Below are 23913 nucleotides of genomic sequence, written 5' to 3' on the forward strand. Positions count from 1 at the left end.
CTCCGGAGAGGAAAGGCGGTGTCAGCCGACCATGCGCAGGTCCAGGTCGCGGCTGCGCTGTTCGCGCGCGATCATGCGCTCGATCAGTCGCCGCGCCCACATCCCGCCGGCATCGACGTTGAGGTTGTAGAACGCGTGGTCCGGATGCGCGTCGATGGCGCGTTGCTGCGCTTCCAGGATCGCCTCGTCCTCGCCGAACACGCCGCTCACCGCCTCGCGCAGCCGCGTGGTCATCGATTGCTCGTGCAAGGAATGGTTGCGTGCGAATGCCCAGAAGTAGTGGCAGGTCGTCTCGGTCTCGGGGGTGATGGTATTGAGCACGTAGCCGTTCACGCCCCGGCTGCGGTCGCCTTCCGGCGCACCGCTGCCGGCGACCGCCACGCCGACGTCGATGGCGATGGTGCACGGCGCCTCGAAGCGGATGATCTGCCAGCGGTCGACCTTGCCGCGATAGCCCAGCGCGTGCTCGATCTGCATCGCCCAGAACGGCGGCGGGTCGATGTCGCGCATCCAGCGCGAGACGGTGACGGTGCGTTCGCCATGCACCACCTCGAACGGCGCCTCGGCCACCGCGTCCTGGCCGATGCTGGAACCGTGCACGAAGGTCTCGTGGGTCAGGTCCATCAGGTTGTCCAGCACCAGCCGGTAATCGCACTTGACCGGGATGGTGCGGCCGTCGCCGGCCCAGGCCGGGTCGCTGTTCCAGTGCAGGTCCGGGATCAGCGTCGGGTCGGCCAATGCCGCATCGCCGGGCCAGATCCACACGTAGCGATGCTTTTCGGCGACCGGGAAACTGCGCACGCAGGCCGATGGGTTGATCGTGTCCTGCGACGGCATGTGCACGCAGCGGCCTTGCGCGTCGTAGACCAGGCCGTGGTAGCCGCAGACCACGTCGTCGCCGCGCAGCCTGCCCATCGACAGCGGCACCAGCCGATGCCAGCAGGCGTCCTCCAGCGCCACCAGGGCGCCGGCGCTGGTGCGATACAGGACCAGGGCGAGATTGCAGGCCTTGCGTGGCAGCAGCGCGTGGCGAACCTCGTGGTCCCAGGCGACGGCGTACCAGGCATTGAGCGGGAAGCGCGGGGCGGAGGCGAACATGACGGACTCCTGTATACCGAGGATGGCGTGCTGTGGCGCGTGCGATCGGAAATCTACGGCTTTTTGGCGTTAATGGGGAGTTGGGGATCCCGCCGAGCCTGCTGTTTGTATACAGCATTTTCCCGGGAGGCCTCCGGCGATGGAGCGAGTTTCGTGCGATTATCGAACTAACTAACCGATAATCGAATTGACCGACCGGGGCGCCGCCCCTAACGTGTGGCGTCGTTGGGTGGAGAGGCGGCTTGGCGCAGCGTCTCGTCGCACCAGCGTTCCGATCCATCAGGCAGCGGCCCCGGCGCCGCTGCGCGTCCCGCGGAGACCGCACCCATGTCGGCACAGCTTCGCCGCCCCGCCACCGAACCGCGTCCGCCATCCGCGAACGGCCGCGCAGGAACGGCGCGATGATCGACAAGACCGTCGCCTCGTACGCGGCTGCCGTGGCCGACATCCACGACGGCGCCACGGTGATGATCGGTGGCTTCGGCAGCGCCGGCATGCCGGACGAATTGATCGATGCGCTGATCGCGCAGGGCGCGCGCGCATTGACCATCGTCAACAACAACGCCGGCAACGGCGAGACCGGGCTGGCCGCGCTGATCAAGCACAAGCGCGTGCGCAAGATCGTCTGCTCGTTCCCGCGGCAGAGCGACTCGCAGCACTTCGACGCCGCCTACCGCGCCGGCGAGATCGAACTGGAGCTGGTGCCGCAGGGCAACCTGGCCGCGCGCATCCACGCCGCCGGCAACGGCCTGGGCGCGATCTTCACCCCCACCGGCTACGGCACGCAGCTGGCGCAGGGCAAGGAAACGCGCGAGATCGACGGCAGGCACTACGTGCTCGAGTATCCGATCCATGCCGATGTCGCGCTGATCAAGGCGCATCGCGGCGATCGTTGGGGCAACCTGGTGTACCGCAAGACCGCGCGCAATTTCGGCCCGCTGATGGCGATGGCGGCCACGCGCACCATCGCCCAGGTCGACGAGGTGGTCGAACTCGGCGCGCTCGATCCCGAAGCGGTCGTCACTCCCGGCATCTTCGTCCAGCGCGTGGTCGCGGCCGGCCACGGGGAGGCGCGCGCATGAGCGGCCACCAGCGCATGACCCGCGAGCAGATGGCCGCGCGCGTCGCGCGTGACATTCCCGAAGGCGCCTACGTCAACCTGGGCATCGGCCTGCCCACGCAGGTCGCCAACTACCTGCCCGGGGACAAGGAGATCTTCCTGCATTCGGAGAACGGCGTGCTCGGCATGGGGCCGGCGCCGGCGCCCGGCGCGGAGGATCCGGACCTGATCAACGCCGGCAAGCAGCCGGTGACGCTGCTGCCCGGCGGCTGCTACTTCCACCATGCCGACTCGTTCGCGATGATGCGCAGCGGCCGCCTGGACGTGTGCGTGCTCGGCGCGTTTCAGGTCTCGGTGCAGGGCGACCTGGCCAACTGGAGCACCGGCGAACCCGACGCGATCCCGGCAGTCGGCGGCGCGATGGACCTGGCGATCGGCGCCAGGGACGTGTTCGTGATGATGGACCTGCTGACCAAGCGCGGCGACAGCAAGCTGGTCGCAGAGTGCACGTATCCGCTGACAGGCCTGCGCTGCGTGTCGCGCGTGTACACCGACCTGGGCGTGTTCGCGGTCGGCAAGGATGGCGCCTCGGTCATCGAACTCGTCGACGGCGTGTCGCTGGACGAACTGCAACGCCTGACCGGCCTGCCGCTGGCCTGACCTGGAGATCGCGCAATGAGCGACGTGTACATCATCGACGGCATCCGCACCCCGATCGGCCGCTACGGCGGCGCGCTCGCCGGCGTGCGCGCCGACGATCTCGGCGCGCTGCCGATCAAGGCGCTGCTGGCGCGGCATCCGCAAATGGATCCGGCCTTGATCGACGATGTCTATCTCGGCTGCGCCAACCAGGCCGGCGAGGACAACCGCAACGTGGCGCGGATGAGCCTGCTGCTGGCCGGCCTGCCGGCGACGGTGCCAGGCAGCACCGTCAACCGCCTGTGCGGCTCGGGATTGGACGCGGTCGGCACCGTCGCGCGCGGCATCCGCGCGGGCGAGCTGGGGCTGGCGATCGCCGGCGGCGTGGAGTCGATGTCGCGCGCGCCCTACGTGATGGGCAAGGCCGCCGCGCCGTTCGCGCGCGAGCAGCGCATCGAGGACACCACCATGGGCTGGCGTTTCGTCAATCCCGAGATGGAACGCCGCTACGGCGTGGAGCCGATGGGCGAGACCGCCGAGAACGTCGCCGCGCGCTACGGCGTATCGCGCGAGGACCAGGATGCGTTCGCGCTGCGCAGCCAGCAACGCGCCGCCGCGGCGCAGCGGCGCGGCTTCTTCGACGGCGAGATCGCGCCGGTGACGGTGGCCGGCCGCAAGCGCGGGGAGACGGCCGAGGTCGCCCGCGACGAGCATCCGCGCGCGGACACCACGGCCGAAGCGCTGGCCACGCTCAAGCCGATCTTCCGCCAGCCCGGCACGGTCACCGCCGGCAACGCCTCGGGCATCAACGATGGCGCCGCGGCGCTGCTGCTGGCCTCGGCCGCGCAGGCGCAGGCCCTGGGCCTGACCCCGCGTGCGCGCGTGCTTGGCTTCGCCGCCGCCGGCGTGGAGCCGGCCTACATGGGCATCGGCCCGGTGCCGGCCACGCGTGCCTTGCTGGCGCGGCTTGGCCTGGGCATCCACGATTTCGATGCGATCGAACTCAACGAGGCCTTCGCCGCGCAGGGGCTGGCCTGCCTGCGCGAGCTGGGCCTGGCCGACGATGCCGCGCACGTCAACGCCAATGGCGGGGCGATCGCGCTCGGCCATCCGCTGGGCATGAGCGGCGCGCGCCTGGCGCTGACCCTGCTGCGCCAGCTCGAGGCCGGCGGCGGTCGTCGCGGCCTGGCGACGATGTGCATCGGCGTCGGCCAGGGCGTGGCGCTGGCGATCGAGCGGGTCTGAGCGATGATCGCGCAGGCGCGGCGTCTCGTCCCGGCCATCGAGGCCGGTGCGTCCGCAGGCCACCGAACACCAACCGGCTCCGGTGCGGAGCCAGCGGAAGGAACACGATGAACGAGTCCACCCCCCCGCCCTTGCTCGGCTATCGCAAGCCCTATCCGGGCACGCAGCCGCCGTACCTGCATCCGGTCTACGCCTCGACCGTGCGCCGCGGCCCCAGCCGCGATCCGATCGCGATCCCGGCGACGCTGTCGGAAGTCACCGGTCCGACCCTGGACCGCATCACCCTGGGCGCGCATGCCGCCGACCTCACCGCCGGCTTCCCCGGCGAGCCGCTGGGCGAGCGCATCGTCGTCTCCGGCCGCGTGCTCGACGAGAACGGCCAGCCGGTGCGCGACAGCGTGGTCGAGGTGTGGCAATGCAATGCCGCCGGCCGCTACCTGCACGCCGGCGACCAGCACGACGCGCCGCTGGACCCCAACTTCACCGGCACCGGCCAGGTGTTGACCGACGCGCACGGCCGCTACCGCTTCAAGACCATCAAGCCCGGTGCCTACCCGTGGCGCAACCACTACAACGCCTGGCGCCCGGCGCACATCCATTTCTCGCTGCATGGCGACGGCATCGGCCAGCGCCTGGTCACGCAGATGTACTTTCCGGGCGATCCGTTGCTGGCCCACGACCCGATCTTCAACTGCGTGGACGACGACAAGGCCAAGGCGCGGATGGTGTCGGCGTTCGACTGGGAGAACGCGATCAGCGAATACGCGCTGGCCTACCGCTTCGACATCGTGTTGCGTGGCCGCAAGCAGACCGTCTGGGAGTGAGCGCATGAGTCTTCAGGCAACCCCTTCGCAAACCGTCGGCCCGTACTACCGCCTGGGCCTGGAACCGCTGTACCGGACCGAGGTCGCGCCAGCCGCGGCGCGCGGCACGCACGTGCAGGTGAGCGGCAGCGTGTTCGATGGCGCCGGCGTGCCGGTCGCCGACGCCGTGCTGGAGATCTGGCAGGCCGATGCGGCCGGCATCTACGCCCATCGCGAGGATCCCCGCCACGACGCCCACGATCCGGCCTTCCACGGCTGGGGCCGCGTGCCCACCGATGCGCAGGGCCGGTTCGCCTTCGGCACGGTCGTGCCGGGCCGGGTGCCCGGGCCCTTGGCTACGCCGCAGGCGCCGCACCTGGTGGTGCTGGTGTTCATGCGCGGGCTGTTGCGCGCCGCCTGCACCCGGCTGTACTTCGCCGATGCCGTGGGCAACGACGCCGATCCGATCCTGGCGCTGGTGCCGCCGGAGCGCCGCGGCACGCTGCTGGCGCGGCCTGCCGCGCCGGGCCGGTATGCGTGGGACGTCCATATGCAGGGCGAGCAGGAGACGGTGTTCTTCAGTTATTGAGCGGCCGGCGCTTTTTTGTAGGAGCGGCTTCAGCCGCGACAGGCCTTACCGAGAGATCCTGTCGCGGCTGAAGCCGCTCCTACGGCCCGGCGTTGGCGACCATCCGGCGCAGCCCGCATCCGTCGTGGCGTAGGCGCTACCCTTGCCTGGCCCGCCGCGCCGGCGCGGCCTGCACAGAGATCCCGCATGCATTCCAGCTTCTCCCTGCTCAACCCCCTGTTCGGCGACCCGGAGATCGACGCGCTGTTCGACGACGCCGCGCGCGTGCAGGCCATGCTCGATGTCGAGGCCGCGCTGGCGCTGGCCGAGGTGCGCTGCGGGGTGATTCCGGAAGCGGCGCTGGCCGCGATCCAGGCGGCCTGCCAGGTGCGCCACTACGACCTGACCGCGCTCGGCCAGGGCGCCGCGCTGGCCGGCAACCCGGCCATCCCGCTGATCAAGGCGTTGACCGCGCAGGTCGAGGCCGCAGATGCGGACGCGGCGCGCTGGGTGCACTGGGGCGCGACCAGCCAGGACGTGATCGACAGCGGCAGCATGCTGCAACTGCGCGCGGCGCTGGACCTGCTGCAGCCGAAGCTGGCGGCGCTGTGCGCTGCGCTGCGCGCGCTCGCCCAGCGCGAGCGCGATACCGGGCTGCCCGGCCGCACCTTGCTGCAGCAGGCGGTGCCGGTGACCTTCGGGCTGAAGGCGGCCGGCTGGCTGGACGCGCTGCAGCGCGCGCAGCGCCGGTTGCAGGCATTGCGCGAGGACGCGCTGGTGCTGCAGTTCGGCGGCGCCGCCGGCACCCTGGCCGCGCTGCAGTCGCAGGGCCTGGCGGTGGCGCAGGCGCTGGCGCAGGCGCTGCGCCTGCCGCTGCCGGCGCTGCCGTGGCATGCCGCGCGCGACCGCATCGTCGAGATCGGCAGCGCGTTCGCGCTGTTGGCCGGTACGCTGGGCAAGATCGCCACCGACATCGTGCTGCTGATGCAGTCGGAGGTGGCCGAGGCGTTCGAGCCGGCCGCGGCCGGCAAGGGCGGTTCCTCGGCCATGCCGCACAAGCGCAATCCGGTGGGCTGCGTGGCCGCCATCGCCGCGGCCACGCGCGTCCCCGGCCTGGTGTCCACGCTGTACGCGGCGCTGCCGCAGGCGCACGAGCGCGCCGCCGGGCAGTGGCATGCCGAGTGGGACACGCTGCCGCAGATCGTGCGCCTGACCGCCGGCAGCCTGGCGCAACTGCGCGGGGTCATCGACGGCCTGGAACTGGATCGCGCGCGCATGCGCGCGCACCTCGATAGCCACGGCGGCCTGCTCTACGCCGAAGCGGCGGCGGTCGCGCTCGCCGCGCACCTGGGCAAGCCCATCGCGCACGCGCTGGTGGAAGACGCCGCGCGCCAGGCGCTGCAGCAGGGCCGGCATCTGCGCGACGTGCTGGGCGCCGACCCGCGGGTGAGCGCGGTGCTGGACGCCACGCAGCTGCAGGCCTTGTTCGCCGCCGACAGCTGGCGCGGCATGGCCGCGACCTGGATCGACCGGGTCCTCGCCGACGCCTGACCTCGCCTCGCTGCGCGCCGCCGCCATGCTGTCGCGCGCGGACCTGGCGGCATCCCCCATTCTCAACTCGGAGTCCCCATGGACGAGAAACAACGCTACGAGGCCGGACTGCAGGTCCGCAAGGCCGTGCTCGGCGAGGACCACGTGCAACGTGCGCTGGACGCACGCACGGACTTCACCGGCGAGTTCCAGGAGTTCATCACCCGCACGGCCTGGGGCACGGTGTGGACCCGCGACGGGCTGTCGCGGCACACCCGCTCGTTGCTGACCCTGGCGATGATGGTGGCGCTGGGCCACGACGAGGAATTCAAGCTGCACGTGCGCGCCGCGCGCAACAACGGGGTCAGCGCGGACGAGATCAAGGAAGTGCTGCTGCAGGCGGCGATCTATTGCGGCGTGCCCGCGGCCAACCACGCCTTCGCGCTGGCCAAGCCGATCCTGGAAGAGCAGGCGGCCGAGGGCTGAGGCGCCACGCCGTTGGCGCGACGCCGCGGGGAAGATCCGGCGCGAATCGACACGCTGGTGGCGGCTTAGCGGCCAGCGCCGCCCCACGGCTTCGTACGGCGGCCCAGACGCCTGGGGCCGGCCGTCAGGTTCATCGCCGCTGGATGCGGATCACCAGCGTGTCGTCCTGCAGCATCGACACCGCGCGGGTGGGCGTGTCGGCGACGCGCAGGCAGGCGGGGGCGTGTGCCGAGATCCTGGAGGACAGCTCGGGAACCTGCGCCAGCACCTGCTCGCGCTCCATCATGTGCCCGCCGCGTTGCTCGCAGCTGCGCAGCAGCGTGTCCGCCAGCGACGCCGGCAACCGATACCCCTGGGTCACGACGGTGCGCTCTCCCAACAGTCCCCTGTCGCGGGTCTGCCAGGCCGGGTGCAGGGTGTCGGGCATATCGAAGCCGGCGATGGCCTCGGCGCGGGCGCGTAGCGCACTGGAGGCGCGGCTACCGCTGACGACCATGGCCAGCAGCAGCGCCGCCAGCGCGCCGAACACGATCCAGCGCGCACGCCGCGTCCGGGGATTCACCCGAAACCCGAAAAATTCAATGCCGCCTTCTTCCCGCATGTACGCTCCCTGCCTGGATGCATGACGCCGCGCACGAACGGCGTGGCACGGGCGCCTTGCCCGCAGCGGGGAGGATACGCGACCCGCCCATGCCGTCGCCGGCATACGCGCCTTGCTCAGCCGAGCAGGGCGCCCAGGCGTTGCGCCGCGTCGCGCAGCGGCGGCAGCAGCTGCGTCTGCATCGTCTGCAGGTTGACGCGACCGGCCTGGGTGCCGATGTTGAGCGCGGCGACCACCTCGCCGCGGCGGTTGCGGACCGGTACCGCGATGGAGCGCAGGCCGATTTCCAGTTCCTGGTCGGTGAGCGAGGCGCCCTCGCGGCGTACCCGCGCCAGCAGTTCCAGGAACGCGCGCTGGTCGGTGACGGTGCGCCCGGTACGCGGACGCAGCGGATTGCGCTCCAGGTAGCTCTCCAGCGTGTCGTGCGGCAGCGCCGCCAGCAGCACCCGGCCCATCGAGGTGCAATAGGCCGGCAGCCGGCTGCCGGCGCGCAGCCCGATCGACATGATGCGCACGGTTTCGGCGCGGGCGATGTAGAGCAGGTCGTCGCCGTCGAGCACGCCCATCGAGCAGGATTCGTGCACGGCGTCGCGCAGCGCGTCCAGCACCGGCTGCGCCGCGGCGGTCATCGACGAGGCGGCCACGTAGGCGCCGCCCATGCCCAGCACGCGCGGCAGCAGCACGTAGCCGCGGCCCTGCTCGCCGACGTAGCCGAGCCGGGTCAGGGTGTAGAGCACGCGTCGCACCGCCGCGCGCGAGATGCCGGTCGCGGCGCTGATCTGCGACATGGTGACCTCGCGCGGATGCTGCGCGAACACGCTGAGCACGGCCAGGCCGCGCGCCAGCGAGGTCATGAAGTCGGGATCGCCCTGCAGTCCGTCGATCTGCTGCATCAGCTCGTGGGTGAGCCCGCGCTCGGCGCGCGGCGTGCGCGGGCCTGCGGGTGCGGGGGAGTCGGCCATCGGCGGATCGGGCGCCCTGCGTGCGCGGCGTTGGAAACCCCGCCATGGTAAGCGCTGCGCGTGGCCTGCGTGGGCCATGGCGGGGCAGGTGCCGGCCGATGCCGCCATGGCGGACAGCGGCCGGCTGGATGGCGACGGACCGGCGCTCGCGCCGCTTGCCTGAACCCGTCCGTGCCGGGGCAACGGCAGTCCGGCGCGCCCGCGGCGCGGCACGCCGACGCCTACTTCTTCTTCTTTTCCTGCTTGGCCGCGCGCTTTTCCTTCAGCGTCTTGGTCGGCTGCTTCTTTTCGCTCTTCTTCTGATCCATGCCCTTGCTCATGACACCCTCTGGACGATTTACACGTGAATGGCCGGCGGCGACCGCCGTGGCGGCGATCGCCGCCGCCACCTTACTCCGTTGGCGGACGCGCATCCCGCAATTTGTCGCCTGGCATCGATCCAGGCATGGGCCATAATCCGGTTTTCCCCAGAAGGTCACCCGCGTCCGATGAAAACCCCCCAGGGCCTGCAGCCCTTGCTCGAGGACGGCGTCATCGACAGCGTGCTGCGCCCGCTCAAGAGCGGCAAGGAGGCCGCCGTGTACGTGGTCCAGGCCGGCGACGAGGTGCTGTGCGCCAAGGTCTACAAGGACATGGCGCAGCGCAGTTTCCAGGCGCGCGTGCAGTACCAGGAAGGGCGCAAGGTGCGTGGCAGCCGCCAGGCGCGGGCGATGGGCAAGGCGACCAAGTTCGGCCGCCGCGAACAGGAAGCGGCCTGGAAGGACACCGAGGCCAACACCCTGTATCAGCTGGTGGACGCCGGCGTGCATGTGCCGCAGCCGCGCGGCTACTTCCACGGCGTGCTGCTGATGGACCTGGTCACCGATGCCGACGGGCAGAGCGCGCCGCGGCTGGGCGAGGTGGAGCTGGAGCCGGAGCAGGCGCGCGCGTTCCATGCGCAGTTGGTCGGCGATGTGGTGAAGATGCTGTGCCTGGGCCTGGTGCACGGCGACCTGTCCGAATACAACGTGCTGGTCGCCGCCGACGGCCCGGTCGTGATCGACTTCCCGCAGGTGGTCAGCGCCGGCGGCAACAACGCCGCGCGCGCCATGCTGCTGCGCGACGTGCACAACCTGCGCGATTGCCTGGGCCGCTTCGCCCCCGAGCTCAACCAGACCTACTATGGCGAGGAGATGTGGGCGCTGTACGAGAAGGGCGAGCTGCGCCCGGACAGCGCGCTCACCGGCCGCTTCGTGTTCGACACCCACCGTGCCGACGTGCGCGCGGTGCGCGAGTCGATCGAGGACGCGCGCCAGGAAGCGATCATCCGCCAGCAGGGGCGCGAGGCCGCGGCCGAGGACTGAGGTCGCGCGGCGGCGCGCGTCGCTGCGGCGTGGAGGGATGCCGCGTGGGATGCGCCGAGGCGCAGGCGTGGTGACGCAGGCGGGTGGTTGTCCTGGTTTCGACAGATCGGGTGCGTGCGGGGTTTCTCGCTTCGATCGTCGCGGCTGAAGCCGCTCCTACAGGGGTGGGGAAGTGGGTGTGCAGGCCTCTGGCTGTTTGCGAGAGGCTTCCTTCCCGAAACATCGAAACGTCGAAACATGCATCGGCCGCGCTGCGGAGAGGCATCGTTGCGGCCATTTGCAACGCGATGAAGATACCGCGGCGCTGGCACAGCACAGGACCGGTCGGCGCTCGACGGCCGTGCGCGAAAGCGCCCGAGGCAGCGAAAAATTCCTCCGGCGATCCCCCTCCGATACCGCCTCGTTGCAGCGCAGCAATGCCTATCTTTCGTCAATCTTTCTGCGCGCCGACAAAATTTGAAGCGGCAGCTGACTGGCATTTCGCAGCGGATATATCGCGGGAATATGTTTCATGTAGCGTTGCGCGCTTCGATCTTCCACGCCCTCGATTCGACGCTCATGTTCGACGCCTTCGCCGCGCCTCGCTGTTTCATTTTCTATGGTTCCCTGCTGGTTCTGGCGATGGCGGCGGGCTGTTCGTCCACCGCGCCGGCGCCGGCGCCGGTCAAGGTCGGCGTGCTGACGGTGCGCGCGCGGACCCTGCCGGTGGAACAGACCCTGCCTGGCCGCACCGTCGCCTACGAAGTGGCCGACGTGCGTCCGCAGGTCAACGGCCTGGTGCGGCAGCGGCTGTTCACCGAGGGCCAGGAGGTGCATGCCGGACAGGTGCTCTACCAGATCGATCCGGCGCCGTACCAGGCGGCGTACGACACCGCGCGCGGACAACTGGCGCAGGCGCAGGCCGCGGTGCGCGCGGCGCGTCCCAAGGCCGAGCGCTACCGCACCCTGGTCGGCCTGGACGCGGCCAGCAAACAGGACGCCGACGACGCGACGGCCGCGCTGGAGGAGGCGCAGGCCAACCTGGTGGCGGCGCAGGCCGCGCTGCAGGCGGCGCGGATCAATCTCGACTACACGCGGATCGCCGCGCCGATCTCCGGCACCATCGGCACCTCGGCCTACACCGCCGGCGCGCTGGTGACCGCGCAGCAGGACGCGGCGCTGACCCGGATCCAGCGGCTGGATCCGATCTACCTGGACGTGAGCCAGTCCAGCACGCAGCTGCTGGCCTTGCGCGAGCAACTCGACGCCGGCCGGATCCGGGCCGCCGACGGCAAGATCTCGGTGCAGGTGCGCTTGGAGGACGGCCGCCTCTATCCGCAGCCGGGCACGCTCGCCTTCGTCGGCAGCGCGGTCGATCCCGGCACGGGTGGCGTCACCCTGCGCGTGGTCGTGCCCAATCCGCAGCATCTGCTGCTGCCCGGCATGTACCTGCGCGCGGTGCTGCCGATGGCCACCGACGCGGGCGCGATCCTGGTGCCGCAACAGGCGGTGACCCGCGACAGCAAGGGCGAGCCGGTGGTCAAGCTGCTCGATGCGCACGACCGGGTGGTGGAGCGCCACATCCGCACCGGCGACGCGATCGGCCACGACTGGGTGGTGGAGGACGGGCTCAAGCCGGGCGAGCGGCTGATCGTGGTCAACGGCAGCCGCGCCGAGATCGGCAAGCCGGCGCTGCCGCATGCGATCGATGCCGCCCAGCTCGCCGCCGCGCCGGCGGTGCCGGGCGACGCCCAGGCCGACTGAGGACGCCCGCATGTCGCGTTTCTTCGTCAACCACCCGGTGGTGGCCTGGGTCCTGGCCATCGTCGTCGTCCTGGTCGGCATGCTCGCCATCCACGCGCTGCCGATCGAGCGCTATCCGCAGATGGCGCCGCCGACCATCACCGTGCGCGCCACCTACACCGGCGCCTCGGCGCAGACCGTGGAGAACACCGTCACCCAGCTGATCGAGCAGTCGCAGCAGAGCCTGGACCACCTGCTGTACATGACCTCGACCAGCGCCTCGGACGGCACCGCGCAGGTCAACCTGGTGTTCGAGACCGGCACCAACGCCGACACCGCGCAGGTGCAGGTGCAGAACCAGTTGCAGTCGGTGATGTCGGTGCTGCCGCAGGCGGTGCAGCAGAACGGGCTGGTCATCACCAAGTCCAGCGGCTCGCTGTTCGAGGTGGTCGCGTTCACCTCCGACGACGGCAGCATGGACAACTTCGATGTCGCCAACTACATGGAATCGAACATCGACGACCAGATCAGCCGGGTCAGCGGCGTCGGCAACATCCAGCCGATGGGCTCGGAGTACGCCATGCGCATCTGGCTGGATCCGGAGAAGCTGCGCCAGTACGCGCTGATGCCCTCGGACGTGGAGAACGCGCTCCAGGCGCAGAACACCGACGTGTCGGCCGGCGAGATCGGCGGCCAGCCGGCGCTGCGCGGGCAGCGCCTGGACGCCACCGTGACCACCCGCAGCCGCCTGCACACGCCGGCGCAGTTCGGCGCGATCGTGCTCAAGAGCGATGCCGGCGGCGCGGTCGTGCGCCTGTCCGACGTGGCCCGGATCGGCCTGGGCCCGGAGACCTACGACAGCATCACCCGCTTCAACGGCAAGCCCTCCGCCTCGCTCGGCATCGAGCTCAACGCCGACGCCAACGCGGTGGAAACCTCCAAGGCGATCGATGCGCGCCTGCAGGAACTCAAGCAGTACTGGCCGCACGGCTTCAACTACCACATCGCCTTCAGCACCACCCCGTTCGTCACCACCTCGATCAAGGAGGTGGTCATCACCCTGATCGAGGCGGTGCTGCTGGTGGTCGCGGTGATGTACCTGTTCCTGCAGAACTGGCGCGCCACGCTGATCCCGACCATCGCCGTGCCGGTGGTGCTGATGGGCACCTTCGGCGTGCTCGCCGCGTTCGGCTATTCGATCAACACCCTGAGCATGTTCGCGATGGTGCTGGCGATCGGTCTGCTGGTCGACGACGCCATCGTGGTGGTGGAGAACGTGGAGCGGGTGATGGGCCAGGAAGGCCTGCCGCCGAAGGAGGCCACGCTGCGCTCGATGCAGCAGATCGGCGGCGCGCTGGTCGGCATCGTGCTGGTGCTGACCGCGGTGTTCGTGCCGATGGCGTTCTTCAACGGCGTCACCGGCGTGATCTATCGGCAGTTCTCCATCACCATCGCCGCGTCGATGATCCTGTCGGTGCTGGTGGCGATGACCCTGACCCCGGCGTTGTGCGTGACCATCCTCAAGCCGCTGCACCAGGGCGAGGCGCCGATCGGCTCGCATGGCCGCCTGGGCTGGTTCTTCATCTGGTTCAACACCCGCTTCCGGCACCTGTCCGAGCGCTACCGCGCGCTGGTCGAGCGGGTGCTGGGCAGGCGCGCGCCCAGCGTGATCGCCTATGCGCTGCTGATCGCGGTCACCGGCGTGCTGCTGTGGCGCCTGCCCGGCGCGTTCCTGCCCGACGAGGACGAAGGCATGCTCAACGTGCTGGTCAAGTTGCCGGCCGGCGCCACCCTGGAGCAGACCCTGGCGGTGACCGATCGGCTGACCAAGGCCGCGCTGCACGAGCCGGGCGTGGGCTCGGTGCTGTCCTCGGCCGGCTTCAGCGTCACCGGCGCCGGCCAGAACGTCGGCATGGCGTTCGTGCGTTTGAAGGACTGGGACGAGCGCGACGACGATGCCACGACCATCGCCGACCACCTCAACAAGGCGCTGGCCGACGTGCCCGACGCGGAACTGTTCGTGACCTCGCCGCCGGCGATCACCGGCCTCGGCGACGCCTCCGGCTTCACCTTCGAGCTGATGGACTACGAAGGCGCCGGCCACGCCGCGCTGGTGGCGGCGCGCGACCGTTTGCTGCAACTGGCCGCGCACGACCCCAAGCTGCGCGACGTGCGCTACGCCAGCCTGGAGGACGCGCCGGTGTACGCGGTCAAGATCGACGACGCCAAGGCGCAGGCCCTGGGTGTGGATCCGGGCGACATCAACGCCACGCTCAACAGCGCGCTCGGCGGCGACTTCGTCAACAACTTCATCTACAAGGGCCGCATCAAGAAGGTCTACGTGCAGGGCGACGCGCAGGCGCGCATGGCGCCGCAGGACCTGCCGCGCTGGACGGTGCGCAACGCCGCCGGCGGCATGGTGCCGATGTCCGCCTTCACCACCGCGCACTGGACCAGCGCGCCGGCGGCGCTGGAGCGCTACAACGGCGTGTCGGCGATGGAGCTCACCGGCCAGGCGGTGCCCGGGGTCAGTTCCGGCGCGGCGATGGACGCGATGGCCGAACTGAGCAAGCAACTGCCGCACGGCTTCGGCTTCGCCTGGTCGGACATGGCCTATCAGGAGAAACTGTCGGCCAACCAGGCACCGGCGCTGTACGCGATCTCGCTGCTGTTCGTGTTCCTGTGCCTGGTGGCGTTGTACGAGAGCTGGTCGATCCCGTTCGCGGTGATGCTGGCGGTACCGGTGGGCGTGTTCGGCGCGGCGCTGCTGATGACCGCGCGCGGGCTGGAGAACGACGTCTACTTCCAGGTGGGCCTGCTGACCACGGTCGGCCTGTCGGCCAAGAACGCCATCCTGATCGTGGAGTTCGCGCGCGACCTGGAGCGTCGCGGCGAAGCGCTGCTGGCGGCCACCCTGCACGCGGTGCAGATGCGCCTGCGGCCGATCCTGATGACCTCGCTGGCGTTCCTGCTCGGCGTGCTGCCGCTGGTGTTCAGTCACGGCGCCGGCTCGGCCGCGCGCCGTTCGCTGGGCACCGGCGTGACCGGCGGCACGCTGGCGTCGATCACCCTGGGGCTGTTCTTCGTGCCGTTGTTCTACGTGCTGGTGCGGCGCCTGTTTCCGGGGCCTGCGCGCGTGCCGCAGGAGGCCACGCCATGAGTTCTCGCGCGCACCGCCTGCTCGGCCTGGCCTGTGCCGTGGCGATGACCGGCTGCAGCCTGGCCCCGTCCTACGTGCGCCCGGCCACGCCGGTGCCGGCGCGCTTCGACAATGCGGCCGTCGCCACGCCCGCCGCGGACGACACGCTGCCGGCGTTGCCGGACTGGCGCGCGGTGTTTCTGGATCCGCGCCTGCGCCAGGTCATCGCCCAGGGCCTGGAGCACAATCGCGACCTGCGTGTGGCCATGCTCAGCATCGACAAGGCGCGGGCGCAGTACCGGATCCAGCGCGCCGCGCTGGCGCCGTCGCTGGATGCCACCGCCAGCAGCGGTCGCCAGCGCACCAGCGCCAGCGCCAGCGACAGCGGCAGTGCGCAGGTCGACAGCAGCGACACCCTGCAGGTCGGCATCAGCAGTTGGGAGCTGGATTTGTTCGGGCGCCTGCGCAGCCTCAACAACGAGGCGCTGGAGACCTGGCTGGCCAGCGCCGAGACCCAGCGTGGCGTGCGCCTGAGCCTGATCGGCCAGATCGCCGATGCCTGGCTGACGGTGGGCGCCGACCAGCAACTGCTTAACCTCGCGCGGCAGACCCTGGACAGCCAGGAGCAGACGCTGCGGCGCAGCCGCGACCAGCACGCCAACGGCATCGGCTCGGGCCTGGACCTGGCGCAGATCGAGAGCAGCGTGGACGCGGCACGGGTCGCCGTGGCGCGCGATGCCGCGCAACTCGCGCAAGACCGCAACGCCTTGCAGTTGCTGGTCGGCGTGCCGGTAGACGCGGCCTTGGTGCCGTCTGCCGACGTGATCGACGACGGCGTCGCGCTGGCACCGGTCCCGGCGCGCCTGCCGGCCGCCGTGCTGCTGCAGCGCCCGGACGTGCTCGCCGCCGAGCATGCGCTGAAGGCGGCCAACGCCGACATCGGCGCGGCGCGCGCGGCGTTCTTCCCGAGCCTGACCTTGACCGCATCGAGCGGACGCGGCAGCGATGTGCTGTCCACGCTGTTCTCGGCCGGATCGCGGACCTGGTCGTTCGTGCCCAGCATCACCGCGCCGATCTTCCATGCCGGCGCGCTGAAGGCCTCGCTGGACGCATCGAAGATCGGCAAGGACATCGCCGTGGCCCAATACGAGAAGGCGATCCAGAGCGCCTTCGCCGACGTCGCCGATACGCTGGCGCAGCGCGACCAGCTCGACGCGCAACTGGCCGCGCAACAGGCGCTGGTCGAGGCGACGCGGCGCAGCCACGACCTGGCCGAGGCGCGTTATCGCGTCGGCGCCGACGGCTATTTGCAGGTGCTGGACGCGCAGCGTTCGCTGTTCGCCGCACAGCAGGACCTGATCGCCCTGCGGCTGCAGGACGACAGCAACCGAGTCGCGCTGTACACGGCGCTGGGCGGCGGCGCGGACGCGACGGCGCGATGAGCGCCGAGCCAATGCCAATGCCGCGCACCGTTCCGATCTGGCCGTCCTGGCCGGCGCGGCGCTGCCTGCTGTAGGAGCGGCTTCAGCCGCGACAGGCCTTGCCGATACCCCCTGTCGCGGCTGAAGCCGCTCCTACAGGGAGCGGCGCGGGCACTCGCAAAAACGCACGCGGCATCTGCCCCGCGCTCACGCTACCCGGCTGCGCCGCGCCCGCTCCAGGTGCACCAGCAGCAGCGAGATCGCCGCCGGGGTCATGCCGGGGATGCGCTGCGCCTGGCCCACGCTCTGCGGGCGCACGCGCTCGAGCTTCTGCTGCACTTCGGCCGACAGCCCGCGCACCTGCGCGTAGTCGAACGTCGCGGGAATCGGCGTGTCCTCATGGCGCTGCTGGCGGGCGATCTCCTCGCGCTGACGCTCCAGATAGCCGGCGTACTTGATGCCGATCTCCACCTGCTCGGCCACCTGCGTATCGGCCACGCCCGGACCCAGCGACGGCACCCGCATCAGCGCGGCGTAGTCCAGCTCCGGGCGCTTGATCAGGTCCAGCACATTCGTTTCGCGGCTCACCGCCACGCCCAGCGTGGCCGCGACCTCGCGGCCCAGCGCGTTGCCCGGCGTGGCCCACAGCGCGCGCAGGCGCGCGTTCTCGCGTGCCACCGCGTCCTGCTTGGCCTGGAAGCGCGCCCAGCGGGTGTCGTCGACGATGCCCAGGTCGTGGCCGATGCCGGTCAGGCGCGCGTCGGCGTTGTCCTCGCGCAGCTGCAGCCGGTACTCGGCGCGGCTGGTGAACATGCGGTACGGCTCGCTGGTGCCGTGGGTGATCAGGTCGTCGATCAGTACACCGATGTAGGCCTGGTCGCGGCGCGGCGACCACGGTTCCAGCCCGCGCACCTGGCGCGCGGCGTTGAGGCCGGCGATCAGGCCCTGCGCGGCGGCTTCCTCGTAGCCGGTGGTGCCGTTGATCTGCCCGGCGAAGAACAGCCCCGGCATCGCCTTGGTCTCCAGCGAGGCCTTGAGCCCGCGCGGGTCGAAGAAGTCGTATTCGATGGCGTAGCCGGGGCGGGTGATGTGCGCGCGCTCGAAGCCGCGGATCGAGCGCACCAGCTCCAGCTGCACGTCGAACGGCAGCGAGGTGGAGATGCCGTTGGGGTAGATCTCGACCACGTCCAGGCCTTCCGGCTCGACGAAGATCTGATGGCTGGCCTTATCGGCGAAGCGCACCACCTTGTCCTCGATCGAGGGGCAGTAGCGCGGGCCGATGCCCTCGATCTGCCCGGTGTACAGCGGTGAGCGATCGAGCGCGCCGCGGATGATGGCGTGGGTGCGCTCGGTGGTGTGGGTGATCCAGCACGAGACCTGGCGCGGATGCTGGGCGACCTCGCCCAGGAAGGACATCACCGGTAGCGGATCGTCGCCGGGCTGTTCTTCCATCGCCGCGTAGTCCAGGCCGCGCCCGTCGATGCGCGGCGGGGTGCCGGTCTTGAGCCGGTCCACGCCGAAGCGGCCGTCGCGCAGCGCCTGCGCCAGCGCGGTGGCTGGCGGATCGCCGGCGCGGCCGCCGGCGTACTGGGTCTGGCCGATATGGATCTTGCCGGCCAGGAAGGTGCCGGCGGTCAGCACCACCGCCGCCGCCTCGAAGCGCAGCCCGGTCTGGGTGACCACCCCGCGCACGCGCTCGCCGGCCACGATCAGGTCGTCCACCGCGGCCTGGAACAGGGTCAGGTTCGGCTGTGCCTCGACGATGCGCCGGATCGCGCCGCGGTACAGGTTGCGGTCGGCCTGGCAGCGGGTCGCGCGCACCGCCGGACCCTTGGAGGCGTTGAGCGTGCGCCACTGGATGCCGGCCAGGTCCGCGGCGTGCGCCATCGCTCCGCCCAGCGCGTCGATCTCCTTGACCAGGTGGCCCTTGCCGATGCCGCCGATGGCCGGGTTGCAGCTCATCGCGCCCACCGTCTCCACGTTGTGGGTCAGCAGCAGGGTGCGCGCGCCGGCGCGGGCGGACGCCAGCGCCGCCTCGGTGCCGGCATGGCCGCCGCCGATCACGATGACGTCGTAGCGGTAGAAGGAATCGCTCATCTGAGACTCGTCAGCCGGGTCGTGGGGACCGGAATGGGCGCGCCCACGGATGGCGGACGCCGGAAAGAAGAAATTTTAGCGGTTGCATCACAGTTTGCGGATCCCGCCCTAAAGTTGGCACGCCATCTGCAGATATCCACATTGCACCCGAGGTGGCATTGCGTCAGGGGCGTACGACTGGAATTGGAACAGGGGCCAGTCACGCGCACCTCGGGGGAGCTGGGGGCCGGTAGTCGGGGGACTGCCGGCCCTTTTTTATGCCTGCGTTGCGGCCACGCGCCAGCAAGCGCAAGGCCCGAACGCGAAAAGCCCCGGCGGACCGGGGCTTTTCGTTTTAGGCGCCGACGCCCGACAGGGCCGGAACAGGGGGGATCCAGATTTCCCTGTCGGACATCGACATAGACGGTGGGGCGATCCCTTGCGGGTCATAAAGCGACGCAGTGGGTCACCCCGTACGACGTAGAGTGCGTCCTGTGCCCGTGTGAAAGCAAGCGATTTCTTAGGGCTCTAGTGTGCGGCGCGTCCCATTGCCGCGACCCAGATTGCCGGGACGGGGCGCGGCCGGGCGTGGCGCCGCCGCCGGCCGCGGCGCGGCGGCGGGGCGCGGCATGGCCGCCGGGCGGGCCGGCTGCATCGCCTGCGGGCGCGGCCCGGCATTGGCCGCGTCCGGACGCCGCAGCCGGTCCATGTCGCGCCATGGCGACTTGACCCGGTCGCGGTCGCCGATCGCCGGCGGTGGCGGCCGGTCCGGCGGGCGGCCATTGTCCGGGCGCGGGCGCGGCGGCGGACGATGCCGCGGCGGGCCGTAGTAGTCGCGGTAGTAGTACGGACCGCCGTAACCGTAGTAGCCGTACCCGTAGTAACCGGCGCCGTAGCCGTAGGGCACGGCGCCATAGGGGCCGTACGGGTAGTAGCCATCGGAATAGCCCGCCGGATAGCGGTATTCCACCGACGGCGAGCCGCGGTAGTAGCCGCCGCCGTTGTCGGCGTAGTCGTACGTGGCGCAACCACCCAGCGTGGCCAGCAGTCCGGCGGCCAGTAGCAGGCGCATGTTCATGGCGAATCCTCTCCCTGAGGCTGACCGACAGGTTCGGCGCGTTGCATTGAATGCCCCCTTAACTCGCTTGGTCGTGAATTGAACGCTTAAGTCGCGCGCAACGGCCGCCTCGCGCCGGTCGCCGGCGGCGCTGCGAATCCATGGCGATACGTTAACCTTTTGCGCATGGTCTCATCTTCACTGCCCACGTTCGCCGATGTCGCCGCCGCCGCCGCGCGCCTGGCGCCGCATGCCCAGGTCACCCCGGTGCTGCGCTCGCGGACATTGGACGCGCTGACCGGCGCGACCCTCCACTTCAAGGCCGAGCACCTGCAGCGCGGCGGCGCATTCAAGTTCCGTGGCGCCTGCAATGCGGTCTGGTCCCTGGACGCGGCGCAGGCCGCGCGCGGCGTGGTCACCCATTCCTCCGGCAACCACGGCGCGGCGCTGGCCCTGGCCGCGCGTACCCGCGGCATCGGCTGCCACGTGGTGGTGCCGGACGGGGCGGTGGCGGCCAAGCTGGCCAACATCGTCCGCCAGGGCGCCACCCTGTGGCAGTGCGAGGCCAGCATCGCCGCGCGCGAGGCGATGTGCGCGCAGGTTCAGGAGCGGACCGGGGCGACCCTGGTGCATCCCTACGCCGACCCGGCGGTGATCGCCGGGCAGGGCACCGCGACGCTGGAACTGCTCGGCGCCAGCGGCCCGCTGGACCTGCTGGTGGTGCCGGTCGGCGGCGGCGGCCTGGCCGCCGGCAGCCGCCTGGCACTGTCGGCGCTGGCGCCGCAGGCGCAGCTGGTGCTGGCCGAGCCGGCTGGCGCCGCCGACACCGCGCGCTCGCTGGCCGCGGGCGAGCGGCGTGTGGACTTCGTTCCCGACACCCTGTGCGACGGCCTGCGCGGCACCCTGGGCGTGCCCAACTTCGCGCTGCTGCGCGGCCAGGCCGAGACCATCGTGGTCGACGACGCCGCCACCGTGGCGGCGATGCGGCTGCTGTGGCAGGTGCTCAAGCAACTGGTGGAACCCTCGTCGGCGATCGCCCTGGCGGCGGTGCTGGCGCAGCCGCAGCGTTTCGCCGGACGCCGGGTCGGGCTGATCCTGTCCGGCGGCAACGTCGACCTGGACGCCCTGCCGTGGGGCGCGGCTTGAAGCCGCGGCGACGGCGCGGCTGGCTGGGCTGGATCGGCCGGCTGGGCGCCTTGCTGGTGCTGTGGCTGCTGGGCGTGGCGATCTACATCGTGTGGGTCGGCGACCGCGACCAGGCGGCGCCGGCGGACGCGATCATCGTGCTCGGCGCGGCCGCCTACGACGCCAAGCCCTCGCCGGTGTTCGAGGAGCGCATCCGCCACGGCCTGGACCTGTACCAGCGTGGCTACGCGCCGACCCTGATCTTCACCGGCGGCTTCGGCGGCAACGGCGCGCGCTTCGCCGAATCGCAGGTGGCGCGCCGCTACGCGCTGCGCCACGACGTGCCGGCCGACGCGATCCTGATCGAGACGGTCTCGCGCACCACCCGGCAGAACCTGATCCAGGCGCGCGCGCTGATGCGCGCGCACGGCCTGCACCGGGCGATCGTGGTCAGCGATCCGCTGCACATGGCGCGCGCGCTGCGCCTGTGCCGCGAACTGCAGATCGACGCGCTGGCGTCCTCGACGCCCAGCACCCGCTTCCGCAGCTTCCAGACCCGCTGGCGCTTCCTGGTGCAGGAGGTCTACTTCTTCCACCGCGACCTGATCGCGCCGGGCGCCTGAGCGCGGCCGGGCCGCCGTATCATGGGCCTCCCCGCAGCGCAGGAGGTGGTGGCGATGAAGATCGACGGAACCCGTGAGCAAGACCGCGCCATCGAACTGGTGCTGTCGTACTACGACGCGTTCAACCGTGGCGACTGGGCGGCCATGCTCGACAAGCTCAGCGACGACGTGGCGCACGACCTCAACCAGGGCGCGCGCGAGACCGGCAAGGACGCCTTCGCCGCGTTCCTGCAGCGGATGAACGCCAGCTACCGCGAGCAGCTGCGCGACATCGTCGTGCTGGGCGGGGAAGACGGCCGCCGCGCCGCCGCCGAATACGTCGTGCACGGCGAGTACCACCACACCGACGAAGGCCTGCCGCCGGCGCGCGGGCAGACGTATGTACTGCCGGGCGGCGCGTTCTTCGACATCCGCGATGGCAAGATCGCCCGCGTCAGCAACTACTACAACCTGCAGGACTGGATCGCGCAGGTGTCGGCCTGAGCGGTGCCGTGCATCCTGTAGGAGCGGCTTCAGCCGCGACGGGCATCCCCGGGAACGCCTGTCGCGGCTGAAGCCGCTCCTACAGAAGGCATTGCATCACGCGCCGCGGCGGCGGATCGGGATCGCCGACACCGGCACCGCGGCGATCTCGCCGCCGCCGTCGCGGATCGGCGCGCCCGGCGGCGGCGCCCAGGCGTGGGCATAGATCACTTCCCAACTGCTCGGCAGCGCGCCGTCGGCGGTGCGCAGCGGTTCGTAGGCGGCGCTGGCGGTGGCGAAGCGGCCGCGGCCGGTCAGGGTGTGGCGGCGCGCGTGCAACGCGTTGGTCGCGCCGATCGCGCGCAGCTCGCGCATCAGCGCGGCCAGGTCCGGATAGGTGAGGGTGAACAGGTCGCGGTCCAGCACCGGGTCGCGGAAGCCGGCGTGCATCAGCGCATCGCCGAACTGCGCGATCGGCGCGAAGCGGCTGACATGCGGCGCCTCGCGGTCGGCCTGCGCGAACGCTTCGCGCAGTTCGATCAGGGTCTCCGGCCCGAAGCTGGAGCACAGCAGCAGCCCGCCGGGCTTGAGTACGCGGCGGAAACCGGCGAACACCGCCGGCAGGTCCTCGACCCACTGCAGGCACAGGTTGCTGAAGATCACGTCGACGCTGTGCTCGGCCAGCGGCAGCGCGCGCGCGTCGGCGCAGACGCGGCCGAACGGCTTCCACCAGCCGGCCTGGCGCTTGGCCTGCTGCAGCATCGGCAGCGCCTGGTCGAGCGCGATCACCTGCGCGCGCGGCCAGCGCTTCTTCATCGTCGCGGCGGCATGCGCGGGGCCGCTGCCCACGTCCAGCACCACCTGCGGCACGCGGTCGCCGAGGTAGTCCAGCGATTCCAGCAGGCGCTTCTCCACCTCGTGCTGCAGGGCCGCGGCGGCGTCGTAGCTGGCCGCGGCGCGCGAGAACGCGCGGCGGATGTGGTGGGGGTCGAACGAGGAGGGATCCATCGGCGCATTATCGCTGGCGGGAGGCCGGGAATGGAGAATGGGGAAACGGGAATCGGAACGGCCGCGTCGGCGAGATGGCCGCCTGCCTTGCCCATTCCCGTTTCCCCATTCCCCATTCCCCATTCCCGGCCCTTCAGAACGTCCCGGGATAGGCGCCGCCATCGAGCAACAGGTTCTGCCCGGTGAGGTAGCCGGCCTGCGCACTGCACAGGAAGGCGCAGGCCGCGCCGAATTCGTCGGCGCTGCCGAAGCGGCCGGCGGGGATCTGCTGGCGTTTCTGCGCGGCGAGCGCGTCCACGTCGGTGCCGCTGCGTTGCGCGGCATGGGCGAAGTTGCTGCGCAGCCGGTCGGTGTCGAACTGCCCCGGCAGCAGGTTGTTGATGGTGACGTTGTACGCGACGGTGCGCCGCGCCAGGCCGGCGACGAAGCCGGTCAGCCCGGCGCGCGCGCCGTTGGACAGACCCAGGCTGTCGATCGGTGCCTTCACCGCGGCGGAGGTGATGTTGACGATGCGGCCGAAGCCGCGCGCCTGCATGGCATCGACTGTGGCTCGGATCAGCGCGATCGGCGCCAGCATGTTGGCGTCGAGCGCGCGTAGCCAGTCCTCGCGCTCCCAGTCGCGGAAATCGCCGGGCGGCGGGCCGCCGGCGTTGTTGATCAGGATGTCGATCTGCGGGCAGGCGGCCAGCGCGGCGGCGCGCCCGGCGTCGGTGGCGATGTCGGCGGCCACCGCGATCACCTCGCCGGCGCCGGGCAGCGCGCGCAGCCCGGCCGCCGCCGCATCCAGCGCGGGTTGGCCGCGCGCCACGATGACCACGTTGACGCCCTCGTTGGCCAGCGCTCGCGCGCAACCGAGTCCCAGGCCCTTGCTCGCGGCGCAGACCAGCGCCCATTTGCCGGCGATGCCCAGATCCATGCGTGCGCTCCGTTCGTCTCGAAACCGCG

General features: G+C 70.9%; 22 protein-coding genes. 14 read left to right on the forward strand and 8 right to left on the reverse strand.

Annotated elements, in window-relative coordinates:
* Positions 1-21: 21 nt before the first annotated feature.
* Positions 22-1098: a Rieske 2Fe-2S domain-containing protein gene (locus AB3X07_RS02415; protein ID WP_369942429.1), complete on the reverse strand. Its 1077-nt coding sequence runs from the start codon at positions 1096-1098 to the stop codon at positions 22-24.
* Positions 1099-1499: 401 nt separating this feature from the next.
* Here AB3X07_RS02415 and AB3X07_RS02420 point away from each other — a divergent pair, with 401 nt between their 5' ends.
* From AB3X07_RS02420 to pcaC, 7 genes are all read left to right on the forward strand, one after another.
* Positions 1500-2180: a 3-oxoacid CoA-transferase subunit A gene (locus AB3X07_RS02420; protein WP_369942431.1), complete on the forward strand. Its 681-nt coding sequence runs from the start codon at positions 1500-1502 to the stop codon at positions 2178-2180.
* On the forward strand, positions 2177-2818 hold the full coding sequence (locus tag AB3X07_RS02425; protein WP_369942433.1) for a 3-oxoacid CoA-transferase subunit B: 642 nt from the start codon (positions 2177-2179) through the stop codon (positions 2816-2818). The genes AB3X07_RS02420 and AB3X07_RS02425 overlap by 4 nt, the downstream gene beginning before the upstream one ends.
* Positions 2819-2833: 15 nt before the next feature.
* Complete coding sequence (gene pcaF, locus AB3X07_RS02430; protein WP_369942435.1) at positions 2834-4042, forward strand: 3-oxoadipyl-CoA thiolase; 1209 nt, start codon at positions 2834-2836, stop codon at positions 4040-4042.
* A gap of 107 nt (positions 4043-4149) precedes the next feature.
* On the forward strand, positions 4150-4866 hold the full coding sequence (gene pcaH, locus AB3X07_RS02435; protein WP_369942437.1) for a protocatechuate 3,4-dioxygenase subunit beta: 717 nt from the start codon (positions 4150-4152) through the stop codon (positions 4864-4866).
* A gap of 4 nt (positions 4867-4870) precedes the next feature.
* Positions 4871-5434 carry a protocatechuate 3,4-dioxygenase subunit alpha gene (gene pcaG, locus AB3X07_RS02440; RefSeq protein ID WP_369942439.1) on the forward strand — a complete coding sequence of 188 codons (564 nt, stop codon included), beginning with the start codon at positions 4871-4873 and terminating at the stop codon, positions 5432-5434.
* 186 nt (positions 5435-5620) lie between these two features.
* Positions 5621-6964, forward strand: a complete 1344-nt coding sequence (locus AB3X07_RS02445) for a 3-carboxy-cis,cis-muconate cycloisomerase (RefSeq protein ID WP_369942441.1) — start codon at positions 5621-5623, stop codon at positions 6962-6964.
* A 78-nt stretch (positions 6965-7042) separates the two neighbouring features.
* Positions 7043-7429 (forward strand): 4-carboxymuconolactone decarboxylase, encoded by a 387-nt coding sequence (pcaC, locus tag AB3X07_RS02450; RefSeq protein WP_369942442.1) that lies wholly within the window; start codon positions 7043-7045, stop codon positions 7427-7429.
* A gap of 130 nt (positions 7430-7559) precedes the next feature.
* On the opposite strand, the gene AB3X07_RS02455 is transcribed toward pcaC, so the two are convergent.
* The 3 genes from AB3X07_RS02455 to AB3X07_RS02465 form a co-directional block, all read right to left on the reverse strand.
* A complete protein-coding gene (locus AB3X07_RS02455) occupies positions 7560-7991 on the reverse strand; it encodes a hypothetical protein (RefSeq protein ID WP_369942443.1) in 432 nt (143 codons plus the stop codon).
* A 155-nt stretch (positions 7992-8146) separates the two neighbouring features.
* Complete coding sequence (locus tag AB3X07_RS02460; protein ID WP_369942444.1) at positions 8147-8992, reverse strand: IclR family transcriptional regulator domain-containing protein; 846 nt, start codon at positions 8990-8992, stop codon at positions 8147-8149.
* Positions 8993-9213: 221 nt separating this feature from the next.
* Positions 9214-9405: a hypothetical protein gene (locus AB3X07_RS02465; protein ID WP_369942446.1), complete on the reverse strand. Its 192-nt coding sequence runs from the start codon at positions 9403-9405 to the stop codon at positions 9214-9216.
* 75 nt (positions 9406-9480) lie between these two features.
* Here AB3X07_RS02465 and AB3X07_RS02470 point away from each other — a divergent pair, with 75 nt between their 5' ends.
* The 4 genes from AB3X07_RS02470 (at position 9481) to AB3X07_RS02485 (ending at position 16638) form a co-directional block, all read left to right on the forward strand.
* Complete coding sequence (locus AB3X07_RS02470) at positions 9481-10335, forward strand: PA4780 family RIO1-like protein kinase (protein ID WP_369942447.1); 855 nt, start codon at positions 9481-9483, stop codon at positions 10333-10335.
* 621 nt (positions 10336-10956) lie between these two features.
* On the forward strand, positions 10957-12078 hold the full coding sequence (locus AB3X07_RS02475; protein ID WP_369944626.1) for an efflux RND transporter periplasmic adaptor subunit: 1122 nt from the start codon (positions 10957-10959) through the stop codon (positions 12076-12078).
* Between the two features lie 10 nt (positions 12079-12088).
* Complete coding sequence (locus AB3X07_RS02480) at positions 12089-15217, forward strand: multidrug efflux RND transporter permease subunit (RefSeq protein ID WP_369942449.1); 3129 nt, start codon at positions 12089-12091, stop codon at positions 15215-15217.
* Positions 15214-16638, forward strand: a complete 1425-nt coding sequence (locus AB3X07_RS02485) for an efflux transporter outer membrane subunit (RefSeq protein ID WP_369942451.1) — start codon at positions 15214-15216, stop codon at positions 16636-16638. Before AB3X07_RS02480 ends, AB3X07_RS02485 begins: the two co-directional genes overlap by 4 nt.
* Before the next feature lie 186 nt (positions 16639-16824).
* Here AB3X07_RS02485 and mnmG read toward each other — a convergent pair whose 3' ends face one another.
* Together mnmG and AB3X07_RS02495 are read right to left on the reverse strand one after the other, a co-directional pair.
* Positions 16825-18714 (reverse strand): tRNA uridine-5-carboxymethylaminomethyl(34) synthesis enzyme MnmG, encoded by a 1890-nt coding sequence (mnmG, locus tag AB3X07_RS02490; RefSeq protein ID WP_369942453.1) that lies wholly within the window; start codon positions 18712-18714, stop codon positions 16825-16827.
* 499 nt (positions 18715-19213) lie between these two features.
* The gene (locus AB3X07_RS02495) at positions 19214-19771 is read right to left on the reverse strand and encodes a hypothetical protein (protein WP_369942455.1); all 558 of its coding nucleotides are present in this window, start codon (positions 19769-19771) and stop codon (positions 19214-19216) included.
* A gap of 165 nt (positions 19772-19936) precedes the next feature.
* Between AB3X07_RS02495 and AB3X07_RS02500 the strand changes: the two genes are divergently transcribed.
* The 3 genes from AB3X07_RS02500 to AB3X07_RS02510 are packed head-to-tail and all read left to right on the forward strand — an operon-like array spanning position 19937 to position 21981.
* On the forward strand, positions 19937-20896 hold the full coding sequence (locus tag AB3X07_RS02500) for a pyridoxal-phosphate dependent enzyme (RefSeq protein WP_369942457.1): 960 nt from the start codon (positions 19937-19939) through the stop codon (positions 20894-20896).
* On the forward strand, positions 20881-21498 hold the full coding sequence (locus AB3X07_RS02505) for a YdcF family protein (RefSeq protein ID WP_369942459.1): 618 nt from the start codon (positions 20881-20883) through the stop codon (positions 21496-21498). Before AB3X07_RS02500 ends, AB3X07_RS02505 begins: the two co-directional genes overlap by 16 nt.
* A 54-nt stretch (positions 21499-21552) precedes the next feature.
* A complete protein-coding gene (locus tag AB3X07_RS02510) occupies positions 21553-21981 on the forward strand; it encodes a ketosteroid isomerase-related protein (RefSeq protein ID WP_369942461.1) in 429 nt (142 codons plus the stop codon).
* A gap of 96 nt (positions 21982-22077) precedes the next feature.
* On the opposite strand, the gene bioC is transcribed toward AB3X07_RS02510, so the two are convergent.
* Both bioC and AB3X07_RS02520 read right to left on the reverse strand, forming a co-directional pair.
* A complete protein-coding gene (gene bioC, locus AB3X07_RS02515) occupies positions 22078-22968 on the reverse strand; it encodes a malonyl-ACP O-methyltransferase BioC (protein WP_369942463.1) in 891 nt (296 codons plus the stop codon).
* A 133-nt stretch (positions 22969-23101) separates the two neighbouring features.
* Entirely contained in the window at positions 23102-23884 is a 783-nt protein-coding gene (locus AB3X07_RS02520; protein WP_369942464.1) for an SDR family oxidoreductase, read from the reverse strand.
* Positions 23885-23913: the final 29 nt, after the last annotated feature.

Origin of the sequence: Xanthomonas sp. DAR 35659 (assembly GCF_041242975.1) — a bacterium.
Lineage (GTDB): Bacteria > Pseudomonadota > Gammaproteobacteria > Xanthomonadales > Xanthomonadaceae > Xanthomonas_A > Xanthomonas_A medicagonis.